The organism is Actinoplanes sp. L3-i22 (genome assembly GCF_019704555.1).
In the GTDB taxonomy this organism is placed as follows: domain Bacteria; phylum Actinomycetota; class Actinomycetes; order Mycobacteriales; family Micromonosporaceae; genus Actinoplanes.
Genome location: NZ_AP024745.1, coordinates 1,442,983 through 1,455,722, shown reverse-complemented (window position 1 = coordinate 1,455,722; position 12,740 = coordinate 1,442,983). Strand labels below are relative to the sequence as shown.

The following is a 12,740-nucleotide window of genomic DNA, read 5'->3' as shown; positions in this document are numbered from 1 at the left end:
TCCTCCCGGTACCCGCTGGGAGGCACACGTCCATGAACAACAACAGCTGGCGAACGATAGACATCGTCATCGCCTCGGTCATCGCCGTCGCGTTCGGCGTCATCTTCTGGGCCTGGGACGCCGTCTGGGCCGCCACCGAGAACGCTTTCCTGTTCTTCCCGCCGGCCCAGGCCGTCCTCTACGGCATGTGGTTCCTACCGGCCGTGCTCAGCGGCCTGATCATCCGCAAGCCGGGCGCCGCGTTCTTCACCGAGACCGTCGCCGCGCTGATCTCGGCGCTGCTCGGCAACAAGTGGGGCGCCACGGTGATCTTCCAGGGCGCCGCGCAGGGGCTCGGCGCGGAGCTGGCGTTCGCGCTGTTCCGCTACCGGGTCTTCACGCTGCCGGTGGGCCTGCTGTCCGGCGCGCTGGCCGGGCTGGTCGCCGCGGTCTTCGACTGGTTCGTCTGGACCTACAGCTACGAGCTCTGGAACTACCGGGTGCCGTACGCCCTGATCACCGTCGCCAGCGCCACGGTGATCGCCGGCGCCGGCGCCTGGCTGCTGGTCCGGGCCCTGGCCCCGACCGGCGTCCTGGACCGGTTCCCGGCCGGCCGGGAACGGGCGCTCATCTAACCGATGTCCGAGGTTGAGCTGCACGGGTTCGGGTGGCGGCACGCGGGCCGTCGCGCCTGGGCGGTTCGCGGCCTGGACCTGCGGATCCGGCACGGTGAACGGGTGCTCCTGCTCGGCCCCTCGGGGGCAGGCAAGAGCACCCTCCTCGCCGCGCTGGCCGGGCTGCTGCCGGAGGACTCCGGCGAGGCCGCGGGCGCCATCGAGATCGACGGGCTCGAACCGCGCAAGGCCCGCGACCGGGTCGGCGTCCTGTTCCAGGATCCGCAGACCCAGCTGGTGATGGCCCGCGCCGGCGACGACGTGGCGTTCGGCCTGGAGAACCGCGGCGTGCCCCGGGCCGAGATCTGGCCCCGGGTCGACGAGGCGCTGCGGAGCGTCGGCTTCCCCTATCCCCTCGACCGCCCGACCGCCGCGCTCTCCGGCGGCGAGGCGCAGCGCCTGGCGCTCGCCGGCGTGCTCGCGCTGCGCCCGGGCCTGCTGCTGCTCGACGAGCCGACCGCCAACCTGGACCCGCCCGGCGCCGCGCTGATCCGCGACGCGATCGCCGCGGCGGTCGGCCCGGAGACCACGCTGATCATCGTCGAGCACCGCGTCGCCGAGGCGGTGCCGCTGGTGGACCGGGTGGTGGTGCTCGATCCGGGCGGCGGCGTGCGGGCCGACGGCACGCCCGAGTCGATCTTCGCCGCCTACGGCGACGAGCTCGCCGCGGAGGGCGTCTGGGTGCCGGGTTTCCCCGCGGCGTCCCGCGTCGCCTCGGTCCAGCTCAATTCCACTGCCGATTTGGTACGGACGGAGCACGCGGCCGTCCACGAGCGGCTACCCGCCACCACCCTTGCCGTCCGGGCCGGCGAGGTCCTGGCGGTGACCGGCCCCAACGGCGCCGGCAAGTCCACGCTCGCGCTGCTGCTCGGCGGGCTGCTCGCGCCGAGCGCCGGGCGGGTCACCGGGTTCGGCGACCGGCGGCCGCCGCACCGGTGGCGGGCCACCACGCTGACCGGGCGGATCGGGTCGGTCTTCCAGAACCCGGAACACCAGTTCGTCACCGGGCGGGTCGCCGACGAGCTGGCGCTCGGCCCGCGCCGGCTCCGGAAGTCCCCGGCGGAGATCCGGCGGACCGTGGACGAGCTGCTGCAACGACTGCGGCTGGAGCGGCTGGCGGCGGCCAATCCGTACACCCTCTCCGGCGGGGAGGCGCGCCGGCTGAGCGTGGCCACCGCGCTGGCCACCGCCCCGCGGCTGCTGGTGCTGGACGAGCCGACGTTCGGACAGGACCGGCGGACCTGGCGGGAGCTGGTCGACCTGATGGCGGAGCTGCGGGACGACGGGCACGGGATCGTCGCGGTCACGCACGACGAGGACTTCGTCCGTACCCTCGCCAATCGGACCTTGACCATCGGCGGACCCGCCGCCGAACCGCGGCCTCTCGACGGACCGCTCCGCGGATCGCGCCCGTGAGTCTCGTCGTCGAGCCGGTCGCGGGGACCGGCGCGCCGTTGGCGCGGCGCAATCCGGTCGCCAAGCTGGGCGCCGCGCTGCTCTTCACGATGCCGCTGGTGGTGACGCTGGACCCGGTCACGCCGGCGGTCGCGCTCGCCGTCGAACTGGTCGCGCTGCCGTTCTTCGGGATCCGCCCGGCGGTGCTCGTGCGGCGCGCGTGGCCGCTTCTGATCGCGGCGTTCGGGGTGCTGGTGAGCATGCTGCTGTTCGCCGCCGACCGCGGTGGCGACCTGCTGTTCGCGGTCGGGCCGCTGGACGTCACCACCGGCGTGCTGTCCTCGGCCGCCGGGCTGATCCTGCGGATCTTCGCGGTCGCGCTGCCCGGCATCGTGGTGTTCGCCACCACCGACCCGACCGACCTGGCCGACGCGCTGGTGCAGAACGCCCGCGCGCCGGAACGGTTCGCGGTCGGCGCGCTCGCCGCCTTCCGGCTGCTGCCGCTGCTCGGCGCGGAGTGGCGCATGATCACGCTGGCCCGGCGGGCCCGCGGCATCGACACCGGCCGCAACCCGATGGTGTTCGCCTCGACCGCGTTCGCCCTGCTGGTCGGCGCACTGCGGCGGGGCGTGCGGCTGGCCGTGGCGATGGACGCGCGCGGCTTCGACTCGGACCTGCCGCGCACCCACGCGCGGGTCCAGCGGTTCGCCCGGGCCGATCTCGCCCTGCTGGGTATTTCCGCTCTGCTATCGGTGTCGATCCTGATTTTTACGATCGTTCTCGGGTTGTTCCGGCCGATCATCGGTTGACCGCGTGTTCGTCGCGCGGTCATCGGATCGACAGTGGACGTTGGCTTGCCCCCGAGATCGTGACGCTCATGGGTCATGGCCACGATCACGATCACTCCTCCGAAGCGGCTGCCGGGACCGACGTTCCCGAAGCCCTCGACCTGAGCATCCCGGACAGCGAGCTCTCGCCGTCCGACAACTCCCGGCGCACCTTCCTGCGCGGTGCCGGCCTGCTCGGCGCGGGCGCGGCGGCCGCGTCGGTCTTCGCCCGGCCGGGCGCCGCGGCGGCCGCCGGCCTCCCGCACACCCACGACCAGCACGGTGGCGGTGACGCCAAGGGCGGCTTCAAGTGGCTCGCCGGCGACCACCACATCCACACCCAGTACAGCTCGGACGCCCAGTACCGGGTGCTCGACCAGGCCAAGCACGGTCACGCGTACGGCCTCGACTGGCTGGTCATCACCGACCACGGCAGCGTCGCGCACGCCAAGATCGGCGTGGACAAGGTCAACCCGGACATCCTGAAGACGCGTGCCGCGCTCAAGGGGCTGCTGACCTTCCAGGGCCTCGAGTGGAACATTCCGGGCGCCGAGCACGCGACCGTTTTCGTTCACCCGGGCAAGAACGAGGTCGACGTTCTCAAGCAGTTCGAGAACACCTACGACGGCTCGCTGCAGCCGGCCACCAACACCACCGAGCAGAACGAAGCCCTCGCCATCCAGGGCATCAAGTTCCTCGGCGAGCAGGTCAAGCACCGCAAGGTCGACGGCGCGCTGTTCCTGGCGAACCACCCGGCCCGGCGCGGCGTCGACTCCCCGCACGAGATCCGCAACTGGCGCGACGCCGACCCGAGCGTCGCGATCGGCTTCGAGGGCGCGCCCGGCCACCAGGCCGCCGGCATCCCCGCCCCGAACGGCCGGGGCGGCGCCCGTGGCTACTACGACAACAACCCGTCGGCCGCGTCGTTCCCGGGCTACCCGCTGGAGAGCTACCGCACCTGGGGTGGCTTCGACTGGATGACGTCGACCGTCGGCGGCCTCTGGGACAGCCTGCTCGCCGAGGGCAAGACCTGGTGGATCACCGTCAACTCGGACTCCCACGTGGTCTACCTCGACCAGTCGGTGAACGGGGCGAACAGCGACTTCAACACCAACGGCAGGTACAACGACCCGGAGTACAGCGGCAAGCCGCTGACCACGGCCGGAGACTTCTGGCCTGGCTTCTACGGCCGGACCAACGTGGGCGCGTCGTCGTTCGCGTACAAGTCGGTCATGGACGGTCTGCGCGCCGGCCGCGTCTGGGTCGACCACGGCCGGCTGATCAAGGGACTGGACGCGCGGGTGCGCCAGACCGGCGACCGGCGTTCGTACACCGGCACCCCGCTCGGCGGCGTGCTGCAGGTCAAGCGGGGCACCTCGACCGAGCTGACCCTCGACATCGACCTGCAGGACCTGCCGAACTGGGCGACGTTCATCCCCAAGCTCAAGCGCGTCGACGTGATCGTCGGCACGGTGACCGGCCCGGTCACGAACAAGGACAACTTCGTCGCGCCGGACACCCGGGTGGTCAAGTCCTTCGAGATCACCCAGACCAGCGGGTCGGTCTCGCTCAGCTTCGACCTGGGCCGCCTCGACAAGCCGTTCTACGTCCGCGTCCGCGGCACCGACGGCAACCGCACCCAGCCGGGCCTGCTCGGCGCCGCGGTCGACCCGACCGGCCCGAAGCTCGACGTGATCGGCGACGCCGACCCGTGGGGCGACCTGTGGTTCTACACCAACCCCATCTGGGTCCTCCCCCGATGACCCACGGGCTCGTGCCGGCCGCCTCGGCGGCCGGCACCACCCCCGCTCGCGCGCTCCCACCCAGCACGCCCTCACCCATCCCAGCCTCACCCACCCCGGCCCCGGCCATCCCGGCACCGGCCAGCGCGCTCCCACCCAGCGCGCCCTCGGCCAGCGCGCCCTCGGCCAGCGCGGCCCCGGCCAGCGCGGCCCCGGCCAGCGCGCTCTCGCCCGGCGCGGTGCCACCGGGCGCGGCTGCTCCTGCTACCGGAGTCGCCTCGCTCACCGGGATTGCCGCGGCCACTGACATCGCGTCGCGCGCCGGGACTTCCCCGGTCGCCGGCGTCGCCTCAGTCGCGGCGGTCTCCCCGCTCGCCGGCGTCACCTCGCCCAGCGCGGCATCGTCTGCTCGGGGCGTCGTGGCTTCGGGCACGGTGGTCGCTTCCGGAGGCGTCGTCTACGCCCCCGGGGCGGTCGCGCGCATCGTCGGCGTCAGCCTGGGTCACGCCACCCTGGCCGAGGCCGACCACTGGATCCACGAGCTGAACCCGGCCCCGGTGCTCGCCTGCACCCACCTGGTCCAGAACCCGTACCCGCACGTAGCGATCAGCCTGCTCACCTCGGAGTCGTTCGACACCGACCCGTCGCTGCGGGCCGCAGCGGACTCCGCGGCCAACGGCCCGGCCGGCCGAGCGGTCATCTTCCCGGGCAGCACCCGCCTCACCGGATCACTCACGGTGAGCGAGATCCTGCAGCGCAGCTCCATCGCCCGGGTCGAGATCCTCGGCAGCGGCCCAGCCGCCCCCACGGCCATCGTCGCCACCGGCGACTTCGTCCGCCCCCAGTTCCGCTCCGGCGAACTCATCCTGGTCACCACCCCGGCCGCCGGCGACCTCCTGGTCCCGTTCGAACACCGCGACCCAACCCCCTGCTGCGCCGGCCACTGACCACTCCCCGGCCCGGCCACCTTCCGGCCGGGCCGGCCCCGCCCTTCCGCCCTTCCGCACCTCGGCACCCCGGCACCCCGCACGCCCGCACCCCGCACGCCCCGCGCACCTCAGCACGTCACGCACCCGCACGCCCGCGCACCTCAGCGCCTCACATGCCGCGCACATCGCACGCGCCGCACCTCACGCGTCCTGTGCTCCCCGCGCAGGCCGGGCCTCGAACCTCAAGCACCTCACGCGCCCCGCACCTCACGCGCCCCGCGCACCTCGCGCCTCTGCGCACCTCACGCGCCCTGGCACCTCACGCGTGCTGCCCACACGCGCACGTCGGCACCGCACCTCGCACCCAGCGCCCCGCGCACGTTGTACACCCCGCGCACCGCGCATCCCCGCACCCGCGGCTCGCAGCCCAACAGCGCCGCCCAGGGCTCGCCGCCTCGCAGGCCAGGGCCCCGTCGTGTCGCAGGCAGGGGCCCGCCCACCGGGGGTTCCCCCGCCCTCGAAATCACGCTATCGAAGCCGGCCTTGATCATGTAGACGGCCTGTGGACAACCCTCTGGTGTGGATAACCGGATGGGCCGGCATTCACGGGTTTAGGGTCTTTGTAAGCGCGCCCACCCACGGACATCGCCCTTGCGGGTCTTGTGTTCTGGGCGCCCCGCGGCCCTGCGAAGCCCGCAAGGGTCCCCGCGGGAGCAACGATCTGTACCCCAGCGAACCTAGGAAACAATGAATTTGATCTTGATTCCCGAAAAACCGGGAAACCCTCAGAGCACGTAGGTAGCGATCATCTGGCTGATCTGCCGAATGTCCACGTTCCGCTTGAACTCCAGCCGGATCTTGCCAAGGCCGCTGTACCAGAGGTCCAGTTCGGTGTCCCGATCCAGGCTGCCCGCGGTCTCGACCGAAAATGCCTGGACCTTGTTGAACGGCAGCGACGTGAAGTCGGTCTTCGAGCCGGTGATGCCCTGGACGTTCGCGGCGATCAGGCGCTTGTTCGTGAAGACCACGAAGTCGCGGACCGAGCGGAACGCGAAGACGATCTGCTCGCCCTGGATGAGGAACGGTGCGACCTGCGGATACAACTCGCCCGGGTCGCACGGATTGAGCTTGAAGACGGAGCCGTTACTGAAGTCGATCACAGCGAATTCTATCGTCCGAGCAGCGCCGCGACGTCGGCGGCGAGTTGGGTGGTGGCCTCGATCTCGGCCTTGCGGATGGACACGCTCTCGATGTTGAACCCGTACGGAACGCCCAGGTGCTCGCAGAAGTCCCGCAGGTCACGGGCGATGTCGAGGCAGTGCTTGTACGACTCGGCGAGCGGATCCCCGGTGTGCCGCAGCGAGTTCTCCAGCCAGCGCGGAACATCCACGCCGAGCCACCGCAGGAATTCGAGCGTCTTGAGTGACCCACAGAGCGACAACGTGAAGATCAATGTCCGAGGTTGCACATCCCGAGCCCGGCACTCGTAGAAGTAGTCGGAGATCAAATTCTTGGTCTCGTTGACGTGGTAGACCACCTGCGACACGAAGAAGCTCGCGCCACGCTCCTGTTTGGCCAGCATCCGCAGGTACTCGTCCGGCCGCTCGCCGATCGCGACCGCACCGAGCGCCAACTCGGGCCGGACCTCGGCGCGCAGTTCCTGGGCGCGGCGCATCCCGGTGCGCACCGCCTTGCCGCCGGACGAGGCGCCGACGAAGACGCTCAGCACGTTGTCCGGGTCGGCGCGGGTCATCCAGTCCCGCAGGTCGTCCTCGGCATACTTCCCGACGCAGCGGTAAATGATCACCGGCTGCTTCCAGGCGCCCAGGTGCGTCTCGTAGTACCGGGCCGGGTCGAGCGTGGCCAGGAACGGGAACGGCCGCTCCTCCGGATTCCGGTCGGACTCGTCGTCGATGTCGTACAGAACCAGCCCGTCCACGCCGAGCCCGCTGATCCGGTCGAGCGTGACCTCGGCGATCTCCTTGACCCGCTCCTCGGCGGTGCTCCGCTTCGGCGGCGTGACACTGAACAGCAGCACACCACTGCGCGCTTCGGCCAGCAGTTCCGGCAGTCGAGGACGAGTCATGCCCCCACCCTAGAAACCACCCCCGCCGTGACCCGCAGCACAACCCACCGTTCCCGCCAGGCGAGCACCCGCATCGGAAGCCCCGATCAAAACCGGACGACACGGCCTTCGGCCACAAGACAAAGCCTTTTCCCGTACGCCGTAAGACCGCGCCCGTCCGCCCCACTCAGTCAATCGACCCCGGCTTCGCAAGCCAGAGAGTCGGCTGCCCGGTCACCTCGGTCACCTGCTCGAAGTCTCCGTCGTAATGCAGAAGTGTCATCCCCTGCTCCTCGGCGACCGCCGCGACCAACAGGTCGACAGGGCCGGCCGAACGATGAGCGCCACGATCAGTGAGCACTTTCTGCACCTCGGCCGCACGGCGGTAAACCCGGTCCGGGATGAAGGTCCAGTTGTAGCTGCGCTTCAGTTCGGCCTCGAGTTTGCCGCGGTGAACCGGGGATCTAGCGCTGTAGAAAATTTCCAGCTCGGTAAGCGGACACACCGTGAGGTTGCCGCCCTCAGCAGGAGTCCGCCATTTCTCGAACAGCTCAGGAATCCGGGACAAGCGCGTGAATGCGCTGGTGTCGACCAGGTAGCGTGCGCTCACCGGCGATAGTTCTCCTTGTCCAGGAGCACGTCGAAGTCACCTTCGGCGCCCATCTTCGCCAGACGGTCGAAGGCCTCGATCCGCCGATGCATGGCGACGACCTCGCGCAAGGCAGCGTTGACGGTGTCGGCGGCATTCTTGGTGCCGAGGATCTTGGCTGCCTCGATCACGATCTCGTCGTCGAGATCAAGTTGAACGGTTTCGATGTTCACTGCCATGGCCACTCCCATTGCCGCACCTCCCCTCAGGATAGGCAACCCGACCGGCTCGGGGTTGCTCTACGACTAGACTAGTCGCGCGCATTGATCAACTCAAACGTGATCACACGGAAGGATGATCGATGTCGGCCAGATCCTCATCAGTGAGGCGCAGCGAACCCGCCGCGACGTTCTGCTCCAGATGCCCAAGATCCCCGGTACCCGGAATGGCCAGCACGTGCGGCCCCCGATGCAACGTCCAGGCCAGCCGAACCTGATGCTCATTCACCCCATACCGGGCAGCCACCCGCCGCAGCCCCGCCCCGCCCACCGCACGCGACGGACCCGTCTCCCGCCCCGGCCCGGCGATCGCGAAGAACGGCACGAACGCGATCCCCCGCTCCCCACAGATCCGCAGCAGGTCATCGTCCCGGCGAACGTCCACCGCATAGGCGTTCTGCACACACACCACCGGCGCGATCCCCACGGCCTCGTCCAGATGAGCCACCGAGACGTTGGAAAGCCCGAGATGCCGGATCAGCCCCTCCTGCCGCATCCCGGCCAGCGCCCCGAAGCGCTCGGCGAACGAACCGCCCCCGACCGGACCGGTCAGGCGCAGATTGACCAGGTCCAACGTGTCGACGCCGAGCCGGCGGAGGTTCTCCTCCACCGCCTCCCGCAGCAACTCCGGCGTGTCCGCCGCGGCCCATCCCCCATCCGGCAGGCGCCGCGGCCCCACCTTCGTCGCGACGAAAACCCGATTGGGGTACGGCCGGAGCGCCTCCCGGATCAACGCCGTCGCATGCCGCACCGGCCCCGGCCCGACATCCACGATCCCGCCCGGCGAGCAGTAGAACGCCGCCGTATCGAAGTGATCCACCCCGAGCTCGACCGCCCGGCGCAGCACCCGGACCGCCACCCGGGGATCCGGATCGGCGGTGATCCGCATCGACCCGAACCCCATCCGGTTGATCGTCCGATCCCCGAGCATCCACGTCCCCGCCACCGCAGCATCCACCCGGCGACCGTAGGCGAATTCCGCTCCGCCGCCCTCCCCCGTGCACCCGATACCGATTTGCCCGCTTCACTGCTAATTTGTAGACACCGAAAAGCTCCGACTCCGGCCTGCGAAAATCAACCCATGCTGGTTGCCTTCTCTGTCACGCCGATCGGGTCCGGGGATTCGGTCGGCGATGCCGTCGCCGAGGCCGTCCGGGTCGTCCGCGCCTCCGGTCTGCCGAACCGCACCGATGCCATGTTCACCACGATCGAGGGTGAGTGGGACGAGGTGATGGCCGTCGTCAAGCAGGCCGTCGACGCGGTCGCCGCGGTCGCCCCGCGGGTCAGCCTCTCGCTGAAGGCGGATGTCCGGCCCGGCGTCACCGGCGCCCTGACCGCCAAGGTCGAGCACATCGAGCGGGTGCTGAACCAGTCATGAGACGGCTGGTCATGTGGGACATCGACTACACCCTGCTGCGCGGCGGCGGGGTCGCGGCCCGGGCCTGGCGGACGGCGTTCACCGAGGTCACCGGGGTCGCCTGGCGGGACACGCCGATCTTCGGGGGCCGCACCGACCTGGACATCTGCGGCGGGGTCTTCGCCGCGCACGGGGTCACCGACTGCACGCCGGAGACCTTCTTCGCCCGGTACGTGGAGATCGTCGACACGGTCCGGCACGAGTTCGCCGAGCAGGGCGCGCTGATGCCCGGGGTCCGCGAGATCCTGGCGCACCTGGGTGACCGCCCGGACATCGTGCAGACCCTGGTCACCGGCAACGTCCCGCAGGTCGCCGCCATGAAGATCACCGCGTTCGGTCTGGACGGCGCGTTCGACGCCGAGATCGGCGGCTACGGGACCGACGACAGCGTGCGCGCGGCCCTGGTCCGCCGCAGCCTGGAGCGGGCCCGGGCGAAGTACGGCGAGCCGTTCCGCCCGGTCGTCATCGGCGACACGGTGAACGACGTGACGGCGGCGCTGGCCAACGACGCGGTCGCGATCGCGGTGGCCACCGGCGCGACCCCGGCGGCCGACCTGGCCGCCGCCGGCGCCCACGTGGTCCTGCCCGACCTCAGCGACCTGGAAGCCGCCGTGAAAGCCCTGACCGGCTAGGTCCTGTCGGGTGGGCCACGCCGCAGCCCGCGTGACAGGACCTACGGACGAAGCTCAGGCGGAAATCCGGTCCACTGCAGGGCGGCCGGCAGGTGGCTCACGTCGTTGAACATGATCAGCCGTGGTTTGTGCCCGGGGAAATACCGGATCAGGGTCAGCCCGGCATTGCACGAGTTGAGCCCCCGCCACCGCTCCTCCGGCGCCTCCAGCGCGTCCCGCACCAGCCACGCCACCTGGAACGCGTGCGTGATCACCAGCTCGTGCGTCTCCACCGCGGCCGGCCCGGTGAACCGCGCGATCATCGCGGCCGAGTTCGCCGGGGTCGGCAGGTTGTCGTCGAGCTCGTCGGCGGCCTCGACGGGCACGTCCGGCAGGTGCTTGGCGACGAGCGAGGCGGTCAGCGCCGCCCGGGGCAGCGGGCCGTGGAAGACCGCGGAGAGCGGCACCTCGGCGAGCCGCTCCCCGAGGAGGGCGGCCTGCTGCTCGCCGTCCCCGGTCAGTCCGGTCTCGTCCTCGTTGGCGAACGCGTGCCGCGCGATCCAGAGGTGCCGGACCTCGTCCATCACGACGGGCTCACCGGGTTCGGCAGCGCGCCGCCGAAGCGGCGGTCGCGCTGGGCGTAGAGCTCGCACGCGTACCACAGGTGGCGGCGGTCGAAGTCGGGCCAGAGCGTGTCCAGGTAGACCATCTCGGCGTAGGCCGACTGCCAGAGCAGGAAGTTCGACGTCCGCTGCTCGCCGGAGGGCCGCAGGAAGAGATCCACCTCCGGCACCTCGGGGTGGTAGAGGTACTTCTGGATGGTCTTCTCGTTGATCTTGTCGGGCTTGAGCTTGCCGGCCGCGACGTCCCGGGCGATCGCCGCGGTGGCGTCGGCGATCTCCGCCTGGCCGCCGTAGTTCACGCAGAACTGCAGGGTGAGCGTCTTGTTGTGCTTGCTCATCTCCTCGGCGGTCTGCAGCTCGGAGATCACGCTCTTCCACAGCCGGCCGGACCGGCCGGACCAGACCACCCGCACGCCGAGATCGACCAGCTGGTTGCGGCGGCGGCGGATGACGTCCCGGTTGAAGCCCATCAGGAAGCGCACCTCCTCGGGCGAGCGCTTCCAGTTCTCGGTGGAGAACGCGTACGCCGAGAGGTAGGGGATGCCCAGCTCGATGGCGCCCTCGATGGCGTCGAAGAGCGAGTGCTCCCCCTGCTCGTGGCCCTTGGTGCGGGACAGCCCGCGTTCCTTGGCCCAGCGGCCGTTGCCGTCCATCACCATCGCCACGTGGCGGGGCAGCGCGGCGGCCGGCAGGGCGGGGGGCAGGACGCCGGAGATGTGCGGAGTGGGCGGACGCGGGCTCACGGTTTCAACTCCCGTCGATCGACAAGCGGCAGCGAGCGTAACGAGCGCTCCATATGCCATTGCAGGTGGGCGGCGACCAGACCGCTGCACTCCCGGCGCACCGAGGGCGCGGACGCGTCGGCGACCGGCCAGTCGCCCGAGGTCAGCGCGGCCATCAGGCCGAGCGTGTCCGGGCTGGGGTGGGCGGCGCCGGGCGGCCGGCAGTCGGGGCAGACCGCACCGCCGGCCGGGACGGCGAACGCCGCGTGCCGGCCCGGGTCGCCGCAGACGGCGCACTCGGTGAGCGCGGGCGCCCAGCCGGCGAAGTTCATCGCGCGCAGCAGGTACGCGTCCAGCACCAGGCTGCCGGCGTGCTCGCCGGCCGCGAGCGCCTTGAACGCGCCCAGGGTGAGCTGGAACAGCCGCAGCGCGGGCTCCAGCTCGACCGGGGTGAGCCGCTCGGCGGTCTCGCAGATCGCGCTGGCCGCGGTGTATCGCGGATAGTCGGTCAGGAAGCTCTTGCCGAACAGCGAGAGCGCCTCGACCTGGCTGACCGACTGCAGCGAGCTGCCCACGCCCTCGGGCGACGCGGCCAGCTGCAGGTCGATGTGCCCGAACGGCTCGAGGCGGGCGCCGAAGCGCGAGGTGGTGCGGCGCACGCCGCGGGCGACGGCGCGCAGCCGCCCGTGCCGGCGGGTCAGGAGGGTGACGATCCGGTCGCTCTCGCCCAGTTTCTGGGCGCGCAGCACGACCGCGTCGTCGCGGTACAGATGGCGGCGGTATCCAGCGGGCACCCCGCCATTCTGCCCGGTGCCTACGACAAACCCTGACCCGGATCTCAGGGTCGACTCCGGGACGGGACTGATGGTGCTCAGTACTCGCCCGGAAA

15 protein-coding genes are annotated in these 12,740 nt (G+C 70.8%); 7 read left to right on the top strand and 8 right to left on the bottom strand.

From position 1 onward, the window contains the following. Window positions 1-32: 32 nt before the first annotated feature. The 5 genes from L3i22_RS06755 to L3i22_RS53350 all read left to right on the top strand — a co-directional run bounded on the left by L3i22_RS06755 (window position 33) and on the right by L3i22_RS53350 (window position 5,564). Window positions 33-614: an ECF transporter S component gene (locus tag L3i22_RS06755; protein WP_221326121.1), complete on the top strand. Its 582-nt coding sequence runs from the start codon at window positions 33-35 to the stop codon at window positions 612-614. Window positions 615-617: 3 nt separating this feature from the next. Further along, on the top strand, window positions 618-2,069 hold the full coding sequence (locus L3i22_RS06750) for an ABC transporter ATP-binding protein (RefSeq protein ID WP_221326120.1): 1,452 nt from the start codon (window positions 618-620) through the stop codon (window positions 2,067-2,069). Further along, the gene (locus L3i22_RS06745; RefSeq protein WP_221326119.1) at window positions 2,066-2,857 is read left to right on the top strand and encodes an energy-coupling factor transporter transmembrane protein EcfT; all 792 of its coding nucleotides are present in this window, start codon (window positions 2,066-2,068) and stop codon (window positions 2,855-2,857) included. The genes L3i22_RS06750 and L3i22_RS06745 overlap by 4 nt, the downstream gene beginning before the upstream one ends. A 68-nt stretch (window positions 2,858-2,925) precedes the next feature. After that, complete coding sequence (locus L3i22_RS06740) at window positions 2,926-4,638, top strand: PHP domain-containing protein (RefSeq protein WP_221326118.1); 1,713 nt, start codon at window positions 2,926-2,928, stop codon at window positions 4,636-4,638. Further along, window positions 4,635-5,564 (top strand): hypothetical protein, encoded by a 930-nt coding sequence (locus tag L3i22_RS53350; RefSeq protein WP_255658002.1) that lies wholly within the window; start codon window positions 4,635-4,637, stop codon window positions 5,562-5,564. The genes L3i22_RS06740 and L3i22_RS53350 overlap by 4 nt, the downstream gene beginning before the upstream one ends. A gap of 767 nt (window positions 5,565-6,331) precedes the next feature. Here L3i22_RS53350 and L3i22_RS06730 read toward each other — a convergent pair. From L3i22_RS06730 to L3i22_RS06710, 5 genes are all read right to left on the bottom strand, one after another. Further along, window positions 6,332-6,706, bottom strand: coding sequence for a PH domain-containing protein (locus L3i22_RS06730; protein WP_221326117.1), 375 nt, complete (start codon window positions 6,704-6,706; stop codon window positions 6,332-6,334). 8 nt (window positions 6,707-6,714) lie between these two features. After that, window positions 6,715-7,632, bottom strand: coding sequence for a methylenetetrahydrofolate reductase (locus tag L3i22_RS06725; RefSeq protein WP_221326116.1), 918 nt, complete (start codon window positions 7,630-7,632; stop codon window positions 6,715-6,717). A gap of 166 nt (window positions 7,633-7,798) precedes the next feature. Then, on the bottom strand, window positions 7,799-8,221 hold the full coding sequence (locus tag L3i22_RS06720; RefSeq protein ID WP_221326115.1) for a PIN domain nuclease: 423 nt from the start codon (window positions 8,219-8,221) through the stop codon (window positions 7,799-7,801). Further along, complete coding sequence (locus tag L3i22_RS06715; RefSeq protein WP_221326114.1) at window positions 8,218-8,439, bottom strand: type II toxin-antitoxin system VapB family antitoxin; 222 nt, start codon at window positions 8,437-8,439, stop codon at window positions 8,218-8,220. Before L3i22_RS06715 ends, L3i22_RS06720 begins: the two co-directional genes overlap by 4 nt. A gap of 103 nt (window positions 8,440-8,542) precedes the next feature. Continuing rightward, the gene (locus L3i22_RS06710; protein ID WP_255658655.1) at window positions 8,543-9,409 is read right to left on the bottom strand and encodes an aldo/keto reductase; all 867 of its coding nucleotides are present in this window, start codon (window positions 9,407-9,409) and stop codon (window positions 8,543-8,545) included. A 150-nt stretch (window positions 9,410-9,559) separates the two neighbouring features. On the opposite strand from L3i22_RS06710, the gene L3i22_RS06705 reads away from it, so the two are divergent. Both L3i22_RS06705 and L3i22_RS06700 read left to right on the top strand, forming a co-directional pair. Continuing rightward, window positions 9,560-9,856: an MTH1187 family thiamine-binding protein gene (locus tag L3i22_RS06705; RefSeq protein ID WP_221326113.1), complete on the top strand. Its 297-nt coding sequence runs from the start codon at window positions 9,560-9,562 to the stop codon at window positions 9,854-9,856. Continuing rightward, window positions 9,853-10,527 carry an HAD family hydrolase gene (locus tag L3i22_RS06700; RefSeq protein WP_255658001.1) on the top strand — a complete coding sequence of 225 codons (675 nt, stop codon included), beginning with the start codon at window positions 9,853-9,855 and terminating at the stop codon, window positions 10,525-10,527. The genes L3i22_RS06705 and L3i22_RS06700 overlap by 4 nt, the downstream gene beginning before the upstream one ends. Window positions 10,528-10,568: 41 nt before the next feature. Here the strand turns inward: L3i22_RS06700 and L3i22_RS06695 are convergent, their stop codons facing one another. Genes L3i22_RS06695 through recO form a run of 3 tightly spaced genes read right to left on the bottom strand, consistent with a single transcriptional unit; the run spans window position 10,569 to window position 12,645 of the window. After that, entirely contained in the window at window positions 10,569-11,090 is a 522-nt protein-coding gene (locus L3i22_RS06695; RefSeq protein WP_221329818.1) for a histidine phosphatase family protein, read from the bottom strand. After that, window positions 11,090-11,872: an isoprenyl transferase gene (locus tag L3i22_RS06690; protein ID WP_221326112.1), complete on the bottom strand. Its 783-nt coding sequence runs from the start codon at window positions 11,870-11,872 to the stop codon at window positions 11,090-11,092. The genes L3i22_RS06695 and L3i22_RS06690 overlap by 1 nt, the downstream gene beginning before the upstream one ends. Continuing rightward, on the bottom strand, window positions 11,869-12,645 hold the full coding sequence (recO, locus tag L3i22_RS06685; protein WP_221326111.1) for a DNA repair protein RecO: 777 nt from the start codon (window positions 12,643-12,645) through the stop codon (window positions 11,869-11,871). The genes L3i22_RS06690 and recO overlap by 4 nt, the downstream gene beginning before the upstream one ends. Window positions 12,646-12,740: the final 95 nt, after the last annotated feature.